Origin of the sequence: Clostridium carboxidivorans P7 (assembly GCF_001038625.1) — a bacterium.
GTDB classification, from domain to species: Bacteria; Bacillota; Clostridia; order Clostridiales; family Clostridiaceae; genus Clostridium_AM; species Clostridium_AM carboxidivorans.
Genome location: NZ_CP011803.1, coordinates 3,765,167 through 3,783,328, shown reverse-complemented (window position 1 = coordinate 3,783,328; position 18,162 = coordinate 3,765,167). Strand labels below are relative to the sequence as shown.

Sequence of the window (18,162 nt, the reverse complement as noted above, 5' to 3'; positions counted from 1 at the left end):
AAATGGGCGGTACTGCTCTAATGAATTTCGAACAAGCATTACAAGTAACAGTTTCAGGAATGTGCGGAATATTTGTAGTAATGTTAATAATATTTCTTTTAATAAAAACTTTAATAAAGGTTTTTCCAGAAAAATAATAAGCAAGCTAATATACAAGTTGTAGGTGAGGTTATATATAAACCTCATCTACAGCTTTTTGTCTTTAGAAATATATTTATCATTAAGATTATTACAATGTTTTAGACTTTCTTATAGGTAACTAGTTTATTAGTATATATAATAGGTAGGTTTTTTTTATTTATTAGCTAAAAATAGGATACTAATTGAATTTTCATAGATACAAAGTTTTGAATTAATATAAGAACATTGCGGCACAACTTTTTTGAGAGGACAATTGTCATCTGTCCTCTTAAAAAAAGTTGAGTTATTAAATAGAGTCTAAATTCAATATAAACTCCATAAGCATTTTCTCATATGCATAGAGAGAATCTACTATTAGGAATTCATCTTTGCCGTGCCAATTTTGTCCTGTAGGTCCAAATTCTACAGCAGGTATGTTATGGTTAGAATAAAATTTAGTATCGGCAGAACCATGTTGTCCAAACACTTCGGTTTTGCCATTAGATATTTTGGAAATTGATTCTTCTAGTTTCTTTACATGTATATCGTCAACTTTGGTTTTTACAGCATTTCCCATTGAATGAATGTTTACGTGGGTTCCAGTAATTTCTTCAATTTGTCTTATTATTTCTTGAGGATTTTGTTCTGGAAGAAATCTTATATCAAGATACATTTTACAATAATCAGGTACTTTATTATAAACATCTCCACCTTCAATTTTTGATAAGTTAATGGAAGGATGACTATAAAGTTCTGACTTTTCTTTAGTGAAAGGTAGATTTTCAATTAATTTAAAGGCTTCATAAGCTTTTATTATAGCGTTATCACCAAGCCATGGCCTGCTTCCGTGGGCAGATTTTCCTGTAAATTCTAAATAAACTTGTAATATACCTTTAGCTTGTATGCCGATACCTAGTTGAGTAGGTTCACCGCATATTACAAAATCTGCTGTAAAACCGTTATTGACTAAATACCCTGAGCAGTTGAAGCCGCCAGTTTCCTCATCTGTAACTAATTGAAGCTCAACTTTACAAGGTAAATTTTTATCCTTAAGATTCAAAATTGTGTTAAGCATACCAGCAGCTCCAGATTTCATATCAGCACTACCTCTGCCGTAGAGTTTTCCATCTTCAATATAAGGTATAAATTGATCAGGAGTTCCAGAAATAACATCTAAATGACCATTTAGTATAACTTTTTTATTTCCAGAGCCAATATTGCATATTAAAGTTTTAAATCCGTTATTTTCTATTATTTCAGGTTTTAGTCCATTAGATATCAATATATCTTTACAAAAATCTATAGCTTTATTTGCTCCTTTTAAATTTGAACTATCAATCTTAATAAGTTCTTTTGTAATTTCTACACAATCCATTTATAAGACCCCCTAGTTATATTTTACTTAAATGTAATAAAGCAATAAATGTACCAGTTCTATTATAATAAATTTTTTAAAAGGAGGCTTTAAAAAACTTGTTAAATCAAGGATTAGTGTAATATGAAAATTTTTCAATGAATTACATATGATTGATTTATTTATAAATTGGATGAAAATGAGAAAAATTAATAACCTATTTAACCAATAGAAATAAGGTTTAGCTTATATATCTTGATTTCATTTTCTTTGTAAAGACTTCCTAATCTATTAAAACATATACTCATATCAAATCTATTCCTTTACCTTCCATAAATATAATATAGTCATCTTTACAATTACAAGTAGTAGAGCAATTACAAAAATCACTATTAATAGATTCTTTAATACTTTGTTTTAGAGATTCATATGAGGATTTAAGTTTATTGAATTTGTTTAATTCACTATATAGAACAAAACCGCTAATGAATGCCAAAACCAATGTTACTAAATCAAAAAATTCCAATCCATATATTTGCGGAATATTAGTGTTAAATGCTGCTGCAGCATAATCAAAATATCTGTCATTAGATAAGCCAACATAGACTACAAGCATTCCTGTAAATCCAGATGAAAGTATAAGTTTACCCTTTTTATTATCCAATTCATTTTTTAGTTTTAAAAGCTTTTTTGTTTTCTTTTGCATAGTATAGCTCAAATTTAAGTTTTCCAAATATATGTACCTCCCTGAAGAATTTATATTAATAAATATGACATACATATGCAATATATTCGTAGTACTTATTTGTATGGTATAATATGGTTGTAAATAGTATAGGTTTGTATACATTAAATTGCTATATAGAAAGGGGATAAATATAATGAAGCGATTTTTGTGGTTTAATATTGAAAAATTAAAAAGTGATCCAGACTATTTTCTTATGAGTTATATATTAGTTATATTTGTCCAATTAGGGTTTTGGACTAAAGTTCATGATTTAAGTAGTATAGTGTTTGGTAGTATTTTCAGTATATTATTTTTATACTTAACTTTTATGAAAAAGAACTTTACTCTAAAAGATATATGGAAATTGTTTTGGAAAACAGATTAAATAATGACTTGATGCTACAAAAAGAGTAAGGTGGCAATAATAAAGCATCTGATTAAGTGTCAGGTGTTTTATTCATAAAATGTTTTAAAAATATACACTAACAAGTAACAAATATAACACAAAATCGTAACAATTACTGTATATAATAATAAGTGTCCTAAGGAGATAGACCTTAGAGGAAGAACTAAAAGAATATAATAAGTCCCCCTTATTATATATATATATATTGTTTTAAATAAGCACTAGTGAAGAGCACTGGTGCTTATTTAAGGTTACTAGATGTGGGAGCTTGGAGATATAAAAAAGTTAATAAACTTATATCAATATTTCAATATAAACAAATAGAAAGAATAGATAAGTAAATGTCAAAAAAGAATTATAAAACTGAGCATGAGGACCATGATGAGGAAATTGATGAATATTTTTAGTATAGTACCTTATGCTATAATTATCATTGAAAAGAATATAGTCAGAGAAACTTATTTAATATGCTAAAGTTATATGAAACCATAGGTGATTTTGAAATTTTGCAGACACTGTCTGCAAAATTAACATGGTCTCATTTACTAAAACTTATAGCAATAAATGATATTTTAAAGAGAGAGTTTTATATAACAATGTGTACCAATGAGAGATGGAGTGTAAGAACCCTGAATGAAAGGATCAACTCCATGTTATATGAAAGAACGGCTATATCTAAAAAGCCTGAAGAAACTATAATAAATGATCTTAATCAGCTAAGTGAAAATAATAAAATGAGCATAAATTTATTTTTTAGAGATCCTTATGTTTTAGATTTTTTAGATTTAAAAGATACATATAGTGAAAAAGATTTAGAGGAAATAGAATTGCTGGAGCTAGGGTCAAGTGGAATACATGTTGAATATATGACACAGTTACCACCAAAGGAAGTTTTGCAGGGAAAATTACATGCTGCTATTGAAAATGCTAGAGAGAAGTTTGAGGATAAGCAAATAGAGTAAGAGAAATTTATATAGGCTAGAATTTTATAGATAGATAGTAAGTGAATTGAGTTTATATGAATTGCTTTTAAGAAAAAATGTTTATTAAAGCATATATAAAATTCTAATCTATAAAAGGTGATTATATGATTAAAGAAATAGATAAAAAGAAAAAGATACTTTATAGTAAAAGGCCATTTAATGAAACTGCTATTAAAAATTTAAAGCAATATTTTGATGTAGACCTTACATATAATTCAAATGCTATTGAAGGAAATACACTTACAATTATAGAAACAAAAGTTATCCTTGAAGATGGTATCACTATTGGAAAAGGGAAAACTCTCAAGGAACATCTTGAAGTCATCAATCATAAAGAAGCTATTGATTATGTTGAAGATATAGTAAATAGAAATATAGATATTGATCAAAATGTTATAAAAGATCTTCATTATATTATTTTAAAAAGCATAAACAACGAAAATGCAGGAAGATATAGAAGCGTTAACGTACTTATAAGTGGCAGCAACCACAGATCACCAGAACATTTCTTAGTTCCACAAGAAATGGAGGATTTAATTAAGTGGTATGATGAAAATAAAAATAAACTACATCCAATGGCTCTTGCAGCTGAGTTCCATCATAAATTTACATTTATACATCCTTTTATAGATGGCAATGGAAGATGTGGAAGATTGCTTATGAATTTAATCCTTATGAGAAATGGTTATCCAATTACTGTTATAAGAATGGAAGAGAGAAATGAATATATGAGTGCTCTTGAAAAAGCAAGTGTTGAAAATGATCTTCAAGATTTTATTAATATTATAAATGAAGCTGTAAATAGAAGTTTGGATAAATATTTATATGTGTTAGGATAAAGAAACTTAGCTTAAAGGTAAATGATCAAGATTGGATAAAGGTAGGATTATAAAAGAACGAAAAAGGCTTACCAAAACGATAGCTTTTTTCGTTCTTTATTAAAATTCTTAGAATCTCTAGCCTTGAAAGTCTCTTTTTAAAATAATAAACTAACCTATTAAACACTCAATTGACACAAAATGTAATATAAGGTTATAATGAACTAGCTTGTCAAAAAAGTTTCCTATAGGCTTGTTATATAATACTTATTTATGATTATTTTACAAACTAAGGAGATGATAATATGAAATTAATATTTAGAGGATTATTATTACTATTATTAGGAATAATGACAATTGGAAATGCTGGTGTAGTAAGTGCTAAGACGTTAGAAACTATAGATATGCAAACAATAACTATAGGTAATAAAACTTATTATATGGTTAAAACAGAAGATCAACTTCATTCAATCGGAAAAGGAAAATATGCAATGTCCTATAATTATATATTGGATTCAAATATTTCACTAACACAGGAATGGACAGCCATTGGTGATGATGATAATCCTTTCACCGGTTCCTTTAATGGTAATGGATTTACAATTAGTAATTTAAAAACTACTAGTAAAACAGCAAAATATATAGGTTTATTTGGATACGTTGAAGAAGGAAGCATTTACAATGTTACTCTTAAAAATGTTAATATTGAGTCTTCGGGTAATAACAGGAGATCAATTAGTCCAATTGTAGCTATTTGTTTAGATGGAAAAGTATATGATAATGTTGTAATTAAATAAGTTTATTGCATTTTAGGTATAGGTAATTAATAAGTACAAGTAATATACTGAGTAGTATGAAAAACTAGCAAAAGGGTGTTTCTCCTATTGGAAATATAAATGTAACTCCTACATTAAATGAGTCTCTAATATACACGATATTTATAAAAGATAATTAAATTAATTGAAAGAAAGAAGGTTAATAAAATGGGATTAGTAATAGGAAATGAATATAATTATTTAAATCATTCAACTAATACTAACACTATAAAAAATAATTCAGTAACAGCGCAAGGAGAATTTTCAAATATCTTAACAGAGAAAAAAAGCAGCTCTCATCTTAATACAGGTACAGTAAAGTTTGCGATGGAAAATGGCATAGCAGAAGCAGCATATGTAGATGGAATTAAGATGGATCTTTCGGATATGTTTTTAACTGACAAAAGCCAACTAAAGAGAAATATAAATATAAAATACAATAAAACTGATGCAGAAAAATTAGAAGAAATCTTTGGATTATAAGATCATTAAAAAGAAGATACAGTAAAAATAATTTCTACTGTATCTTTTTTTTATATTAAAATAATGAATCAAAAAATAAGAAATCCGCACTTTGAAAAAAGTGCGGATTTCTGTGGTGCCGAAGGCGGGACTTGAACCCGCACGAGTGTGACCTCGACGGATTTTGAATACGCATGTTGCAATTTTAATGGTGTTTAGTAAGTTTTAACAATTCCTTATAAGCCAGTATAATCAAAGGCTTGTGAGTTTTTTATGTGTTAATATTCTTCATTTGATTTTAATAAGTTTTAATAATTCTCATGGCATTTTACTGACTTACTGACATATTACTGACTTTTTGTATGTGCTCTAAAGCATTGATATTACTTGTTTGATGTAGTATTATAAATTAAATTTGAAATATTGTCAGCAGCTTCTTTTTCAAGTCCTTCTAGAACATGAGTATACAGGTCCATTGTTATTCCTATAGTACTGTGTCCTAATCTTGTTGAAGCTACTTTAGCACTTGTACCACTTGCTAACATTAATGAGGCATTTGTATGGCGAAGATCATGGAATCTTATTAAATGAAATTTATGCTTTTTTAAAAAGTCTCTAAACATTCGGCTGAAAGAATCACTTGTCATTGGTTCTCCATTTATTTTAGTGAATAGTAGATGATATTTATTATTATAAGTACCATAACTTTGTAGTTGCAATTGACTTTGCTTTTTCTTTTGCTCTTTTAATAAACTCATTAGTTCTTTAGGAGCTGTTAATGTTCTTATGGAAGATTCACTTTTAGGATCTTTAAAAACATAACTTTTTGACATTCTATCCTTAACTAAATTTTTATCTATCGTTATAGTATTATTTGAAAAATTAACCTTGTCCCAACTTAAACCTAATATTTCACCAGCTCTTAAGCCTAGAATAACAGCTAAATTTATAGGTACTTCTAACCTAGTATTTTTGCAAGTCTCTAAAAGCTGTTGAACTTCTTTTACGCTAAAAACATTAGATTTATATTTTTTGATTTTAGGTGTTTCAACTAAGTCAGAAGGATTTTTAGATATAATTTGTAATTTATATGCACTATCAAGTGCTTTATGAATTATTCTGTGATATTGTAATATTGTTTTGCTATTTAAAAATTGAGCCATTATATTATAAAAGTTTTGTATTTGTAAAGGATTTAGCTTTTGTAGTTCAAATTCACCCAGATGAGGTATTATGTGCCTATCTATTATGTCCTTATATCTATTATAAGTTGTTACACTTAAATTATTCTTATGTTGTTCTATCCAGGTATTTAAGTATTGTTCAAAGGTTGTTTTTTCAGGCATAATAAAATCATTATTATTTATTTTTGACTTTTCCTCTATTAATAATTTTCCAGCATCCTTTTTTTTATCGCAGGATCCTAATGATTTTTGCTTTTTCTTTCCATCAGATGAATCCCTATATTCTAATGTAACTACATATTTTTTACCACGTTTACGAATAAATACAGTTTGCATAGAAGTTCCTCCTCAATATAAAAATAAAGAAACCCAATACATAGCTCAAAGGCTTGTATGGGTTTCGTGGAACCTCTATTAAACGGATTTTAAAAAATCTCTAAATTTTATCGGGTTTCTATAGTTAATATAGCAAATATATGTTCTTGTGTCAATATGCATAAGTACTATTATCTATACTTTGAAAGTGATATAATTTAAGTAAATAATATTATGTATGGAGTTGATTAAATGAATACATTGTTGAACATTTTAGAAGTATTAGCTTTAAGTGTTGCTATAGTCTCATTAATGTATAGAGTTACAAAATTAGAAAGTATCATCAATGAACTTAAAAAATCAAAAATGAATAAATTTTAATTATTTATATATATGTTGTAAATACGCTATTATGCATGCTGCAAGTATAGCCAGAATACCAATTATATTGTTTTTTAACCATGTAAATAAATTACCCTTTGGTGCAGAATTTTCTAATTTTTTATTAGAATTATTGGTAAAAATAGTATCAATGTTGTTATTGTTACATTTTTCTAAAAATTTTGTTATATAATCTAAGTTCTCATCTACCCATATTTTATCATGGGACGTTAATGCTATAACAATTTCATCTTTGATGGCTGAATCTTTTAACAAAACCAAAGAATAAAGTTCATTATTCGAATTGCACAGGATAACCATAGAGAAAGTTTTAAATTTAGTATTCTTTAAAGTTTCATTCTTAAAATCTGTTAAAGATAGACCTTGCAAGCTTAAATTGCTATTTTTAGCCTCATACTTTATACTTGGTCTAATTTCTATATTTTTAAAAACTACTGTTTTCAAACAATTTTCGATTAAGTTTATAATAAGTTCTTTAGTCAGTTTTATTTTATAATATTTATCTTGTGAGTACTCCATAAACATTCCTCCAATTTATATAAAGTGTTGGTGCTCAAATGATATCTTTAAACTATTATTCATCTGCCTTAGATGCAGATTGTTTCATTCCTGCTGCTTTTGCTTCCTTTAATGTCATGGATTGTATGTTTTTGCTTCTTTTTAGAGTTCCATCACTTTTACTTAAATGATATACTTTACTTCCAGGAACATAATATACTATGGTGCTATCATCAGAGTTTGAATTTTGAGTAGAAGTACCATTTTGAGGTTGAACTGTACTGGCAGAGTTTTGAGAGCTTGGCTGCACAGCATTATTTTGTGATTGTGTATTAGATGAGTTATCTGTTGGAGTAGTAGTTTTATTTTGATTCTCTGCATTGGTAGCATTACTTTTATTATCTTGCTTTGTTTCTACTGTACTATTACTACTAGTGTTAGTAGAAGCATTCTTAGTGGTATCGCCTGAAAAAGCAGAATGAAGTATACCAATAAGCATTAGTACAATTATTACAGTAAAACATCCACATCCAGGGTTTTTACTAGTAGTGGGTGTAGACTTATTAGCAGCATTACTCTTTTTAGAAATTTTATTTTTATCTGATTTTTTTAATCTAAATCCCATAATTATTCCTTCTTTCATCAATATATAAAGGGTTGGTGCTCAAAGGCTCTCGGATGGTCATTTGTTATTTCTACAACATTAGACTATTTTCAACATAATACATTTATGTAAAATTTTTCTCAAAATAGTCCAAAAAATACTCAAATATTAAATTTGAGTTTTAAAAGTTCTACAGGTAAATTTTCACTTGCGGCTATTTGTTCTAAGGTAAAGTAATCAGGATATGCTTGTACTAAATCGTCTTTTATCATTAAGCAAGAAGCAAATGTATTAGCTTCTATTTCATATCTGTTTTTTACACAAAATGTGTTGCGTTCTAAAAATAAAATGTTTAGCTTGGTATGCAATAAGGCATGTCCTAATTCATGAGAACAAATAAAAGTTTTTTCAGCATCTTCTAAATCTTGGTTAATGTGTATAACTTTATTCTTTGGGCATAACTGATAAAATCCTTTTATATGTTTTCCTAAAGGCTCTTGAAGAACTTTAATGTTTAAATATCTAGTAAGTTCAAAAGGATCTCTAGTATTATACTTTTTTATAAGTTTTTTAACAGTTTTATCAATAATATTTTTCAAAGTTAATTCCCCCAATATTATGACCATTAACCCTTATATTCTATTTAATCATCATTTTTTCTATATTTTTTAGGTGTATACTTCTTTTTATTTGAGATTTTAGCATAAGTAAGTCCATTCTTTACTGCTTGCTTAAATAATTCAAAATCTTCATCATCTAATATCTCACCATTAAGCATAGCTCCACCTTCAAGTCCTTCCAGAAACTTTTCTGTAGCTTTTTCTATGTCTTTCTCATCTTTTTTATTTAATTCAGTGTTATCATCCTTATTTAATTTACTAGGTTCAGAAAATACTTTATCTGTGTAGTTTCTTACATCTGTAGTTCCTAGTAAATAATCAGTTGAACAATTACACATGTTAGCAAGTTGCTTTAAAATTGGAGGTTCAGGAATGTTTGTACCAAGTTCCCATTTGCTAACAGATTGTTTTGTAACATGCAAAATATTGCCTAATCCTTCTTGCGTTAGATGCAATTCTTTTCTTAAACTTTTTATTCTAGTGCCTGTAATATTTTCCATGATTTCACCTCTTATATATTTAAATATATTATAACTCAAAGGTTGACAAAATAAATAAAAGTCGCTTTTAAATATACTTTTTATTGTTTTTTAGAATATTTTTATAAAAAATGATAAAAATATTATTGACAGTCAACTTAAAAGTGATTATAATAAAATCATAGCAAGTCAACTTAAAGGTTACAAAAAAGGGGGGTGAGAAATATGTCAAATGTAATCAAAGCATTTAGAACTTTAAAAGGATTAAGTCAAGAGGAAACTGCAAAATTAATGGGAATGGGCATTGCTAACTATAATACAAAGGAAAATAACCCTGACTTATTTACAGTTGCAGAAGTTAAAAAGCTGATTTCAATATTAAAAGTTCCTCATGATATTTTTTTTGACAATGAAGTCAACTTAAAAGTTACTATATAGTATATGTAAAATCTAAAAAAACTTAATAGAACATTATGGGTTTCGTGGAAGAGAAAATAAAAAACAAAGGAGATGGTAAAATGAGTAACTTAATACCACTTGAATTTAAAAAGCAAAGAATAATGACAACTAAAGTTTTAGCAGAAGAATATGGTGCTACAGAGAAGAATATTCAAGATAATTTTTCCAATAACAAAAATAGGTTTGTAGAAGGAAAACATTATTTTAAGTTAGAAGGACAGCAGCTTAAACAATTTAAAAATAGCTTACCCGATAATATCAGGGAACCTTTAAAATTCGCACCACAGCTTATTTTATGGACTGAAAAAGGAGCAGCAAGGCATGCAAAGATTCTTGATACTGATGAAGCTTGGGAAGTATATGAAGCTTTAGAGGAAACTTATTTTAGAGTTAAGGAGCAAAATTTTTCAATAAATCAACTTAGTCCAGAACTTCAAGCATTTAAGCAAATATTTGATAATATGGCAAAGCAAGAGCTTGAACAAAAGCAACTACAGCAGGAACTTGCAGTAGCTAAAGAGGAAACAGCAGCAGTTAAGCAAGAGGTCCAAGGAATTAGAGATGTTATAGCTTTAAATCCTAATTCATGGAAAGCAGATATTAATAGTATTCTTTCAAAGATTGCAATTGAACGTGGTGGAACAACTGAAGCTTATCGAGAGGTAAGAAATGAAAGTTATAAATTACTCAATGAAAGAGCAGGAGCAAAATTAGAGATAAGGCTTACAAATAGAAGAAGGAAAGTCCTAGAGGAAACTGGCAGTAAAAGTAAAGCTAATAAAGTAACTAAGTTAGATGTAATTGCAGATGATAAGAGATTAACAGAAGTCTATATAGCTATAGTAAAAGAAATGGCTATTAAATATAAAGTTGCTTAGGAGGATCAAAGAATGAGTGAAACTAAAAAAGAAGTTGCTCAAGAAGTACCAGTTCAAGAGCAACCCCAAAATGATGAATTAACATCTGCATTATCAAGAGTTATAAATGTGCTTGAGTATGAAAATCAATCTAGTAAGAATGTAAATAAGTGTTTTGAAAAAACTGCACTACTAAATAAAGGGACAGTTAGTATAAAAATAGATCTACATAACATTCCATCAAAAGAACTTCTTAATGCATTAGATAAATTACAGGAGCTTTCAAATACACTAATGTTTGAAGAAATTCCAGATAGTATTACCGCAAAATTGCAGATAACGAGATTAGTTTAGTAGAAGATAAAATATTAAAGCTTATAGAAACAGAATTTGAAGGAGTAGAGGTTACAGCGATATTCACTAAGAAGCTTTTAGAGGACACTATAGAAACTTTAGAGTATAAATGTATGGAATCACCATTAAGATTCTTAAATAAGGGGTAAATGGAGGGGAATAACTCAGAATTAAGGAGGAGTTCCCGAATGATAAAAGATTTTAGTGAAATGGATCAATTTAGATGTCCTAAATGTAATAAATTACTTTTTAAATATAAGTTGAGGGGAAGTATACAGATTCAAATAAAGTGCACTAGATGCAGTACTATAGCAACTTTAATTGTAGATAGTAAATAAGTAATTTAGGAGGTGGCACTAGTGACAGAAAAAGAATTTGAGAATTTACCAATGTTGTTAACAGTTACAGATATGCGAAAAGTTTTAAACATAGGTAAAAATGCAGCGTATGAGCTTGTTTATCAAAAGAATTTTCCAGTGTTAAGACTTGGAGAAAGAAAGATAAGAATACCCAAAGATAAATTATTAGATTGGATTAAGGTTAATACAAAGTATTATCAATGTGTTTAAGGAGGTGGCCTTGAGGAGGTGTAGTTAATGGATCATGCAATAAATAGTCTAGAACCTTTTATAAAAGTTACTTTTTCATATGAATTTTTACTAGAATGGCAAAGTGGCAAGTACAAAAAATATTCTGAATGTCCTTCATATGAAGAATTAAAAGCATTAATTGATGCGAGCAATATAATGAGAAAATATCTTGGATGGGAGCCATTAAGTATTAAAAGTATGCTGGAGGAGGTAAAAAATGATAAGAGATAAATTGTATACAAAGTATTTATCAGACATAACCAGTTTAGCTGAAAAGCTTGATAATGCATTGAATAATCTTCCAAGTTGTTCAGATGGTGAAACCATGGAGGAATCAGAAATAAGAAGTGCTATTTATAGAGCTGCAGAGAATTTGAATGATGCTAAATGGGCAATAGAGCATTTTTCAAAACCAGTGAAAGAGGGACGTTTAAGAAAAAATTCATATGGTAAGTTTGAGATTGACTTTAACCAAGGAGGTACCTCATACCCTTTAAGCTGTGGGAGATCTATTGAAATATATCTTGCAGCAGATGAAGAAATAGGGCGAGATGGAGGATGGTACTCAGGTCGTGTTGAGCACAACAATCAAGGATATTACTTTTATGGACAATGGAAAACATTACTTTATGATGGTATGAAAGTAAGAGAAAGAGTTGATTAACTTATTGATAAATAAGGCTGAATAAGCCTTTTATAAAAAACTTAAATTTGGAAAGACACAAACACTTTACATTATATTCTATGCCAATAACTGTAAAAAAGAACCATAAAATTTATTTAATATGAGGAGGATATGAGATGGGTAAAAATCAAGAGGTCGCAAAATTAGGAGATGGTGATGTTTTCATAAAAAGAACACCCACAGGAGCAATAAAGGCTTTAAGAGGTAGAGTTAAGCTTGAAGAAAGAAAAGGGCATCTAGCAGTAATACAGGGAAAGGCAATGATTACAGCAGCTGGATATAATGCAATGAATCAATTTGCAGGAATTAGTATAATTACGCCTGAAAAATTAACATTGCCTAATGGAGATATAGTAGTTAATCCTTACCCAATTATAGATCCTGAAAGTGGAACTATAGATAAGGTTTGGGTAAAGAAAACTGCAATAGGCTATAGTCCTACAGGAAATTTAGTAATGACTTCAAGTACACTTCTTTATGATATAAAAATGTATTTTATTCAGGACCTAAACAAGAAAGTTCAATATAATAAGGGTTCTGGAAGAATGTGTATGGAGCAAACTCTTACAGATGATGAAAAGAAAAAAGGAATGTTTTTAAGAATACAAGGGACTATGGGCATATGGGTAGATTTAACTAATGTAGATATATTAAAATGCATGGACACATATATTCAAAATAAGCTTTTTGCAGAAAGAAAAGCACAGACAATTGCAGAAAGAAATGCACTTAAGAAGCACCCAAGTTTATGTCAGGTTTATGTTGATGCAGTAGGTCCAGATAAATTCCATGTAGGTTTTGTAAATGTAGTGGGATTTAATAGTGATTTAACTAGAGATGATTTAACAAAGTTAGCTCACATGGCTGAAAAAGGAGAAAGCATTAGTGAATATAAAGGTGCAAAAGTAGATATTATTGATGCTAATGTAATAGATGATATTACAGAAGAGGACATATACACTGCTAGGGATGAAGAAGAAACAACTCCAGAGCTTACAGAAAGCACAGCTCAACCAATGCAGCACATAAATACTCAAGAAAGGGAAAATGTAGAAATTACCCATACTGAAAATGTTCATAACGAGAACAATGAAAAAGTAAAGGTTCTAAGAGCTGATTTAGAATCTGTAATAGGAATTATGGGAGAAGAGGAGTTTAATAAAGTAATTCATGATAACTTTAGAAAACCTTATGAAGAGCTTACAGCAGGTCAGTTAGAAATGGCTAAAACAATAATAAATTCAAAATTAGATAAACAGGAGGCATTTTAAAGATGAAAAAAATAACTGGAATATCTATGAAAAACATTAAAGGCCAAAATGTAGTTCAAGAACTTACAGGAAAAGACATTATTATTGGTCCTAATGGTATAGGAAAAACCACTAGACTTCAGTCTTTGGGAATATCATTACTTGGTTATGTTCCAGGCAAAGGGAAAAAAGCAGATGAAACTTTTAAACTAAGCAGCAGCAGTTCTATGGAAGTTGGACTAAAAACAAATGAGTTCAGTTTTACTAGAGAATTTAAAAAGAAAGTTTCTAAGAGCAGAGATGGTTCTATAAAAGAGAGTATACAACAAAATTTAAATGTTAGTCCCTCCAGAGGTGAAAAGAAAATAAACGAGAAAGAAGCAAGAATACTAGCTGAATTAGGATCTTTTCCTATAATGATGGACTTTAGTGAGTTTTTAAATCTTTCAGATAGCAAAAGAAGAGAATTTATATATAATCTTGCAGGGTTTGAGAGTGAGAAATGGACCAAAGACAAAGTAAAAGAATATCTTGAAAATCAGCTTCTTACAGTAGAGCTTGAAGTAAATAATCCTGAACAATTTGAATTGATGAAAAATATAATTTTAGATGTTTTAAATGAGTTCCCTGAAAAATATGATATTGTTGCAGGATTACAAAGTATGATTGATTGGACTAAAACTAAATTAAGTTTCTGGAATGATGAAAAAAAGAGAGCTACTGCAGCAGTACAGAAGTTAGGGGAATTAAAGAATAAATTGGCTGAGACAGACAGAAATCTTAAAGTTAATAAAGATGAGCTTGAGAAGCTTCAAGAGGAACTTGTAAAAGCAGAAAAGCAGATCAGTGCGGATACTCAGAAAAAAAAGAATATAGATGCTAAATTAGCTAAAATAGATCAGCTAAAAAAAGCTATTGAAAATGAGGAATTGCAACAATGTTCTGTAAATACAGAAGATATTCAGCAAAAAATTCAAAATCTAAAGATGAAGATAAAAAATGTAGATAACTCAGAAAAAATAAAAGCAATTAAAGATGAACTAATCAAACTTGAAGATGAACTTAAACCAATTATAAAAGATAAGGATGAAGTTAAAAACAAAGGAACTGAATTAAGAATTCAGATTGAAGCTAATGAAAAAAGCTTAGAAAGAGTAAAAAGTATTAAAAAATGTTGTGTATTAGATAGAAGAATAGCTTGTGGTAAAGATTTTAGTAAGTTTATTGAGTATACAGAAAGCCAAATAAATATATGGAAAGTTCAAAAGCAAGTCCTTGCAGATACTTATAATGAACTTGATGAAAAAGAGAAGTCTTTAAATAAAAAGTGTAAGGAATTACAAGAAAATAAAAAAGCATTAGAAAATCAAGAAATTGAAGCCAATAGAGCTAACAACTCATTAACTGCAGCAATAAATAATGAGGAAAAACTATTAAATCAAGCTAAGTCATTTGATAGTTTGAAAACTGAAAAAATATCAAATTTAAATGCAGAACTAAAGAAACTTCAAAATGAGCCTGTAGAAGCCATAGCTCCAATAGATATACTGCAAAAACAAATTGAAAGTATTAGAACTAATATAGACTCTTTAAAATCTAAAATTGATGAGCAGGAAAAAGCAAAAATTACTTTGTCAAATTTAAAGTCAACAATGATAGATAGTAAGACTGCTGAGTACAATTATATAAATTTTAAATCATTAGATGAAACACTTGGAGCTAAAGGATTGCAAGGGGAATTAGTAAAGGAAACCTTAGAACCTATTCAAAGTGCTATACAAGAGAACTTGACTGCAATGGGGATAAAAAATGAGTTTTACTTCACCACTGAAACTGCAGGAGGAAAAGAAATATTCCAGTTTGGATGGAAAGATAAGTTTGGTGATAAAAGGAACTTTGATGCACTTAGTACAGGGCAACAAATGATTCTATTAATCTCAATGCTAACAACATTTATTGAAAAAGCAAATCCAACATGTAGGATCTTGGCCATAGATAATATTGAAAATCTTGATACTGAAAACTTTAAAAATGTTATAGATGGTTTAAATAAAATAAGTAATAAATTAGATAATATCATTCTTTCAGGAGTTATAGCTGCCACAGAAGTAGATGGGTTTAAAGTTTGGGATTTAAATAGAGAAGGTGAAATAAATGAACAATCAGCTTAATGAAGCACAAAGAAAAGCTGTAGAAAGCACATCACCGGTTATCTTATGTTTAGCTGGAGCAGGTTCTGGAAAAACAAGTACATTAACTGGAAGAATAGGGCACTTACATGAAAATAGAGTAGGATGCAGCAGTATGTTAGCTTTAACATTTACAAGACTTGCAGGTAAAGAAATGAAAGAGAGAGTTATAAAGTTAATAGGTGCTGAAGGTGAAAAATTATTTTGTAATACATTCCATGCATTCTGTGTAAAAGTGCTTAAAGAATATGGATACTTACTAGGTTATGACAAGGAATTTACTATATATGACCAGGAAGATAGAGAGTCAATTATAGATAAAATAATACAGGAATTTGGCTATAAAAAATACACTAATCTCAAAGCAATAATTGATGTACTTGATGGAAATAGAAATGTAGATTGCGGAGAAGAAGAGGCAGTTATTCAGGAATATAGATGGACTTTAAAAAGGAACAATGCAATAGACTTAGATATGCTTCTTACAGAGACTTTAAAGCTTTTAACTGAATTTAAGGAAGTTCAGCAAAATTACAATAGCCAGTATGGGTATATGTTCGTAGATGAGTTTCAAGATACAAATGATGTTCAGATGAAAATTATAAAAGCATTGTACCCTAAAAATTTGTTTGTAGTAGGTGATGATTTTCAATCTATATATGGTTGGAGAAAAGCTAAACCGGAATATATCATAAACTTTCAAAAATATTATCCTGATTGTGAAGTAATAAAACTTGAAGATAACTATAGAAGCACAGAATCCATTATAAATGCAGCTAATAATGTTATAGCTCATAACAAAAATCAAACTAAAAAGACATTAAAAGCTCATAAAACTGGTCCTAATGTAGAAGTTATTAAAGCTGAAAATGTAATGAATGAAGTTAACTTAATAGCTTCAAAAATATTAGAAGACAGCAGCTATAGTAATTATGCAATACTAACCAGAACAAACAAGCAAATGGACCCATTTATGCAGATGTTCAAGGCATTTAATATACCTTATCAATTAGTAAGTAATAAAGAAGATCCTCTTAAAAAACATGATGTAAAAATGATTTTAAATGTTTTAGAAGTAGTTTTAAATCCTAAAGATGATGCAACTTTAAAAAAAGTGATAAATTTTCCTGTAAAAAGATTAAATGAACTTCAAGCTCACGAATTAGAAAAGTTTCAAATTGATGAGTCTATAAGTTTTATGGAAGCCTTAGAAGGAGCAGAATCTCTTGAAAATATACAAAGATTTATTCAGCAATTAAATGAGATAAGAAATTATATAACTGAAAAATGTTCAGAAGCTGTAAAAGTATTTGATGTAGCAATATGTGTTTTGAATCTTTCAATAAGATATCTCCATGAAAATAGAGACAATAAAATTCAAGATTTACATGAAGCTATGTCAGCCATTGAAAGATGGCAATCAATACAAGAAAGCTTAGTAGAGTCTACAGACATATCAAGTTTCTTAAAGTGGGTACACATGAAAGATATTCAGGAAAAATTAATGGAGCAACGGGATGCAGTTAAGATTATGACAGTACATGCAAGTAAAGGATTGGAGTTTAATACAGTATTTGTTCCAGGAATGAATCAAAATATTTTTCCAAGTAAAAGAGGAGATTTAGAAGAGGAGCGTAGGTTATTTTATGTAGCTATCACTAGAGCAAAAGAAAGGTTATTTGTAACTAGAGCAAAGAAAATTTTAGGTTGGAATGGCAAAGAAATAGACACAGAGCAAAGTCAATTTATAGAGGAGATGATTCCATGAACATGGCCTTAAAGACTCTAATAGAAAGCATAAATTCACAAATAGAAGTTTTAGTTAAGAATGGTTATGAGATACATGATTCGGATAATTTGGAGTATTTTTTAGGCAGCATTAAATATGACAGTAGGGATGATTTGATAAAAGCGAATTTTATGGAGAAAGAATAAAATGCACCCTTTGCAGAGGATGCATACCTGATAAAAAATTATTGGATAAGAGCCTG

At 28.9% G+C, this 18,162-nt stretch carries 25 protein-coding genes; 18 read left to right on the top strand and 7 right to left on the bottom strand.

The features are described 5' to 3' along the window. Nucleotides 1–2: 2 nt before the first annotated feature. Complete coding sequence (locus tag Ccar_RS27620; protein WP_007060781.1) at nucleotides 3–137, top strand: OadG-related small transporter subunit; 135 nt, start codon at nucleotides 3–5, stop codon at nucleotides 135–137. A 290-nt stretch (nucleotides 138–427) separates the two neighbouring features. On the opposite strand, the gene Ccar_RS16830 is transcribed toward Ccar_RS27620, so the two are convergent. Continuing rightward, entirely contained in the window at nucleotides 428–1,495 is a 1,068-nt protein-coding gene (locus Ccar_RS16830) for a M20 family metallopeptidase (protein WP_007060782.1), read from the bottom strand. Nucleotides 1,496–1,778: 283 nt separating this feature from the next. After that, on the bottom strand, nucleotides 1,779–2,207 hold the full coding sequence (locus tag Ccar_RS16825; RefSeq protein WP_007060783.1) for a hypothetical protein: 429 nt from the start codon (nucleotides 2,205–2,207) through the stop codon (nucleotides 1,779–1,781). A gap of 148 nt (nucleotides 2,208–2,355) precedes the next feature. On the opposite strand from Ccar_RS16825, the gene Ccar_RS16820 reads away from it, so the two are divergent. The 5 genes from Ccar_RS16820 (at nucleotide 2,356) to Ccar_RS16800 (ending at nucleotide 5,706) form a co-directional block, all read left to right on the top strand. Then, nucleotides 2,356–2,586, top strand: coding sequence for a hypothetical protein (locus Ccar_RS16820; protein ID WP_007060784.1), 231 nt, complete (start codon nucleotides 2,356–2,358; stop codon nucleotides 2,584–2,586). A 488-nt stretch (nucleotides 2,587–3,074) separates the two neighbouring features. Beyond that, entirely contained in the window at nucleotides 3,075–3,569 is a 495-nt protein-coding gene (locus Ccar_RS16815) for a DUF1016 N-terminal domain-containing protein (RefSeq protein ID WP_007060785.1), read from the top strand. 125 nt (nucleotides 3,570–3,694) lie between these two features. Next, nucleotides 3,695–4,429: a Fic family protein gene (locus Ccar_RS16810; RefSeq protein WP_007060786.1), complete on the top strand. Its 735-nt coding sequence runs from the start codon at nucleotides 3,695–3,697 to the stop codon at nucleotides 4,427–4,429. Nucleotides 4,430–4,713: 284 nt separating this feature from the next. Then, complete coding sequence (locus tag Ccar_RS16805) at nucleotides 4,714–5,205, top strand: M26 family metallopeptidase (protein WP_007060787.1); 492 nt, start codon at nucleotides 4,714–4,716, stop codon at nucleotides 5,203–5,205. Between the two features lie 186 nt (nucleotides 5,206–5,391). Beyond that, complete coding sequence (locus Ccar_RS16800) at nucleotides 5,392–5,706, top strand: hypothetical protein (protein WP_007060788.1); 315 nt, start codon at nucleotides 5,392–5,394, stop codon at nucleotides 5,704–5,706. A 362-nt stretch (nucleotides 5,707–6,068) separates the two neighbouring features. Here Ccar_RS16800 and Ccar_RS16795 read toward each other — a convergent pair whose 3' ends face one another. Further along, entirely contained in the window at nucleotides 6,069–7,205 is a 1,137-nt protein-coding gene (locus tag Ccar_RS16795) for a tyrosine-type recombinase/integrase (protein ID WP_048030300.1), read from the bottom strand. Nucleotides 7,206–7,436: 231 nt separating this feature from the next. Between Ccar_RS16795 and Ccar_RS27615 the strand changes: the two genes are divergently transcribed. After that, complete coding sequence (locus Ccar_RS27615; protein ID WP_278336732.1) at nucleotides 7,437–7,565, top strand: hypothetical protein; 129 nt, start codon at nucleotides 7,437–7,439, stop codon at nucleotides 7,563–7,565. Here Ccar_RS27615 and Ccar_RS16790 read toward each other — a convergent pair whose 3' ends face one another. The 4 genes from Ccar_RS16790 to Ccar_RS16775 all read right to left on the bottom strand — a co-directional run bounded on the left by Ccar_RS16790 (nucleotide 7,566) and on the right by Ccar_RS16775 (nucleotide 9,808). Beyond that, nucleotides 7,566–8,105: a hypothetical protein gene (locus tag Ccar_RS16790; RefSeq protein ID WP_048030298.1), complete on the bottom strand. Its 540-nt coding sequence runs from the start codon at nucleotides 8,103–8,105 to the stop codon at nucleotides 7,566–7,568. Between the two features lie 55 nt (nucleotides 8,106–8,160). After that, nucleotides 8,161–8,709 (bottom strand): RodZ family helix-turn-helix domain-containing protein, encoded by a 549-nt coding sequence (locus tag Ccar_RS16785; protein ID WP_053075349.1) that lies wholly within the window; start codon nucleotides 8,707–8,709, stop codon nucleotides 8,161–8,163. Nucleotides 8,710–8,849: 140 nt separating this feature from the next. Beyond that, nucleotides 8,850–9,287 carry an ImmA/IrrE family metallo-endopeptidase gene (locus Ccar_RS16780; RefSeq protein ID WP_242852173.1) on the bottom strand — a complete coding sequence of 146 codons (438 nt, stop codon included), beginning with the start codon at nucleotides 9,285–9,287 and terminating at the stop codon, nucleotides 8,850–8,852. A 44-nt stretch (nucleotides 9,288–9,331) separates the two neighbouring features. After that, entirely contained in the window at nucleotides 9,332–9,808 is a 477-nt protein-coding gene (locus Ccar_RS16775) for a helix-turn-helix domain-containing protein (RefSeq protein WP_048030296.1), read from the bottom strand. Between the two features lie 204 nt (nucleotides 9,809–10,012). On the opposite strand from Ccar_RS16775, the gene Ccar_RS16770 reads away from it, so the two are divergent. The 11 genes from Ccar_RS16770 to Ccar_RS27080 all read left to right on the top strand — a co-directional run bounded on the left by Ccar_RS16770 (nucleotide 10,013) and on the right by Ccar_RS27080 (nucleotide 18,106). After that, complete coding sequence (locus Ccar_RS16770) at nucleotides 10,013–10,225, top strand: helix-turn-helix transcriptional regulator (RefSeq protein ID WP_048030294.1); 213 nt, start codon at nucleotides 10,013–10,015, stop codon at nucleotides 10,223–10,225. A gap of 80 nt (nucleotides 10,226–10,305) precedes the next feature. Continuing rightward, nucleotides 10,306–11,124 carry an ORF6N domain-containing protein gene (locus Ccar_RS16765; RefSeq protein ID WP_048030292.1) on the top strand — a complete coding sequence of 273 codons (819 nt, stop codon included), beginning with the start codon at nucleotides 10,306–10,308 and terminating at the stop codon, nucleotides 11,122–11,124. A 12-nt stretch (nucleotides 11,125–11,136) separates the two neighbouring features. Next, complete coding sequence (locus tag Ccar_RS16760) at nucleotides 11,137–11,457, top strand: hypothetical protein (RefSeq protein ID WP_048030291.1); 321 nt, start codon at nucleotides 11,137–11,139, stop codon at nucleotides 11,455–11,457. Between the two features lie 188 nt (nucleotides 11,458–11,645). Further along, nucleotides 11,646–11,795 carry a Com family DNA-binding transcriptional regulator gene (locus Ccar_RS26850; protein ID WP_242852172.1) on the top strand — a complete coding sequence of 50 codons (150 nt, stop codon included), beginning with the start codon at nucleotides 11,646–11,648 and terminating at the stop codon, nucleotides 11,793–11,795. Nucleotides 11,796–11,816: 21 nt separating this feature from the next. Next, entirely contained in the window at nucleotides 11,817–12,026 is a 210-nt protein-coding gene (locus Ccar_RS16755; protein ID WP_082141609.1) for a helix-turn-helix domain-containing protein, read from the top strand. A gap of 27 nt (nucleotides 12,027–12,053) precedes the next feature. Then, a complete protein-coding gene (locus Ccar_RS16750; RefSeq protein ID WP_048030289.1) occupies nucleotides 12,054–12,278 on the top strand; it encodes a hypothetical protein in 225 nt (74 codons plus the stop codon). After that, nucleotides 12,265–12,711 (top strand): DUF5348 domain-containing protein, encoded by a 447-nt coding sequence (locus Ccar_RS16745; RefSeq protein ID WP_048030287.1) that lies wholly within the window; start codon nucleotides 12,265–12,267, stop codon nucleotides 12,709–12,711. The genes Ccar_RS16750 and Ccar_RS16745 overlap by 14 nt, the downstream gene beginning before the upstream one ends. 137 nt (nucleotides 12,712–12,848) lie before the next feature. Beyond that, nucleotides 12,849–14,003 (top strand): hypothetical protein, encoded by a 1,155-nt coding sequence (locus tag Ccar_RS16740; RefSeq protein ID WP_179945225.1) that lies wholly within the window; start codon nucleotides 12,849–12,851, stop codon nucleotides 14,001–14,003. Between the two features lie 2 nt (nucleotides 14,004–14,005). Further along, nucleotides 14,006–16,153, top strand: a complete 2,148-nt coding sequence (locus tag Ccar_RS16735) for a hypothetical protein (protein WP_048030286.1) — start codon at nucleotides 14,006–14,008, stop codon at nucleotides 16,151–16,153. Further along, the gene (locus tag Ccar_RS16730; RefSeq protein WP_048030284.1) at nucleotides 16,137–17,939 is read left to right on the top strand and encodes an ATP-dependent helicase; all 1,803 of its coding nucleotides are present in this window, start codon (nucleotides 16,137–16,139) and stop codon (nucleotides 17,937–17,939) included. Before Ccar_RS16735 ends, Ccar_RS16730 begins: the two co-directional genes overlap by 17 nt. Further along, entirely contained in the window at nucleotides 17,936–18,106 is a 171-nt protein-coding gene (locus Ccar_RS27080) for a hypothetical protein (RefSeq protein ID WP_169823846.1), read from the top strand. Before Ccar_RS16730 ends, Ccar_RS27080 begins: the two co-directional genes overlap by 4 nt. Nucleotides 18,107–18,162: the final 56 nt, after the last annotated feature.

What these genes read in the sequence shown, in the direction of transcription:
- Ccar_RS27620 (WP_007060781.1), top strand. Translation starts at nt 3, where the DNA reads ATGGGCGGTACTGCTCTAATGAATTTCGAACAAGCATTACAAGTAACA.
- Ccar_RS16830 (WP_007060782.1), bottom strand. Translation starts at nt 1,495, where the DNA reads ATGGATTGTGTAGAAATTACAAAAGAACTTATTAAGATTGATAGTTCA.
- Ccar_RS16820 (WP_007060784.1), top strand. Translation starts at nt 2,356, where the DNA reads ATGAAGCGATTTTTGTGGTTTAATATTGAAAAATTAAAAAGTGATCCA.
- Ccar_RS16815 (WP_007060785.1), top strand. Translation starts at nt 3,075, where the DNA reads ATGCTAAAGTTATATGAAACCATAGGTGATTTTGAAATTTTGCAGACA.
- Ccar_RS16810 (WP_007060786.1), top strand. Translation starts at nt 3,695, where the DNA reads ATGATTAAAGAAATAGATAAAAAGAAAAAGATACTTTATAGTAAAAGG.
- Ccar_RS16805 (WP_007060787.1), top strand. Translation starts at nt 4,714, where the DNA reads ATGAAATTAATATTTAGAGGATTATTATTACTATTATTAGGAATAATG.
- Ccar_RS16800 (WP_007060788.1), top strand. Translation starts at nt 5,392, where the DNA reads ATGGGATTAGTAATAGGAAATGAATATAATTATTTAAATCATTCAACT.
- Ccar_RS16795 (WP_048030300.1), bottom strand. Translation starts at nt 7,205, where the DNA reads ATGCAAACTGTATTTATTCGTAAACGTGGTAAAAAATATGTAGTTACA.
- Ccar_RS27615 (WP_278336732.1), top strand. Translation starts at nt 7,437, where the DNA reads ATGAATACATTGTTGAACATTTTAGAAGTATTAGCTTTAAGTGTTGCT.
- Ccar_RS16790 (WP_048030298.1), bottom strand. Translation starts at nt 8,105, where the DNA reads ATGGAGTACTCACAAGATAAATATTATAAAATAAAACTGACTAAAGAA.
- Ccar_RS16785 (WP_053075349.1), bottom strand. Translation starts at nt 8,709, where the DNA reads ATGGGATTTAGATTAAAAAAATCAGATAAAAATAAAATTTCTAAAAAG.
- Ccar_RS16775 (WP_048030296.1), bottom strand. Translation starts at nt 9,808, where the DNA reads ATGGAAAATATTACAGGCACTAGAATAAAAAGTTTAAGAAAAGAATTG.
- Ccar_RS16770 (WP_048030294.1), top strand. Translation starts at nt 10,013, where the DNA reads ATGTCAAATGTAATCAAAGCATTTAGAACTTTAAAAGGATTAAGTCAA.
- Ccar_RS16765 (WP_048030292.1), top strand. Translation starts at nt 10,306, where the DNA reads ATGAGTAACTTAATACCACTTGAATTTAAAAAGCAAAGAATAATGACA.
- Ccar_RS16760 (WP_048030291.1), top strand. Translation starts at nt 11,137, where the DNA reads ATGAGTGAAACTAAAAAAGAAGTTGCTCAAGAAGTACCAGTTCAAGAG.
- Ccar_RS26850 (WP_242852172.1), top strand. Translation starts at nt 11,646, where the DNA reads ATGATAAAAGATTTTAGTGAAATGGATCAATTTAGATGTCCTAAATGT.
- Ccar_RS16750 (WP_048030289.1), top strand. Translation starts at nt 12,054, where the DNA reads ATGGATCATGCAATAAATAGTCTAGAACCTTTTATAAAAGTTACTTTT.
- Ccar_RS16745 (WP_048030287.1), top strand. Translation starts at nt 12,265, where the DNA reads ATGATAAGAGATAAATTGTATACAAAGTATTTATCAGACATAACCAGT.
- Ccar_RS16740 (WP_179945225.1), top strand. Translation starts at nt 12,849, where the DNA reads ATGGGTAAAAATCAAGAGGTCGCAAAATTAGGAGATGGTGATGTTTTC.
- Ccar_RS16735 (WP_048030286.1), top strand. Translation starts at nt 14,006, where the DNA reads ATGAAAAAAATAACTGGAATATCTATGAAAAACATTAAAGGCCAAAAT.
- Ccar_RS16730 (WP_048030284.1), top strand. Translation starts at nt 16,137, where the DNA reads ATGAACAATCAGCTTAATGAAGCACAAAGAAAAGCTGTAGAAAGCACA.
- Ccar_RS27080 (WP_169823846.1), top strand. Translation starts at nt 17,936, where the DNA reads ATGAACATGGCCTTAAAGACTCTAATAGAAAGCATAAATTCACAAATA.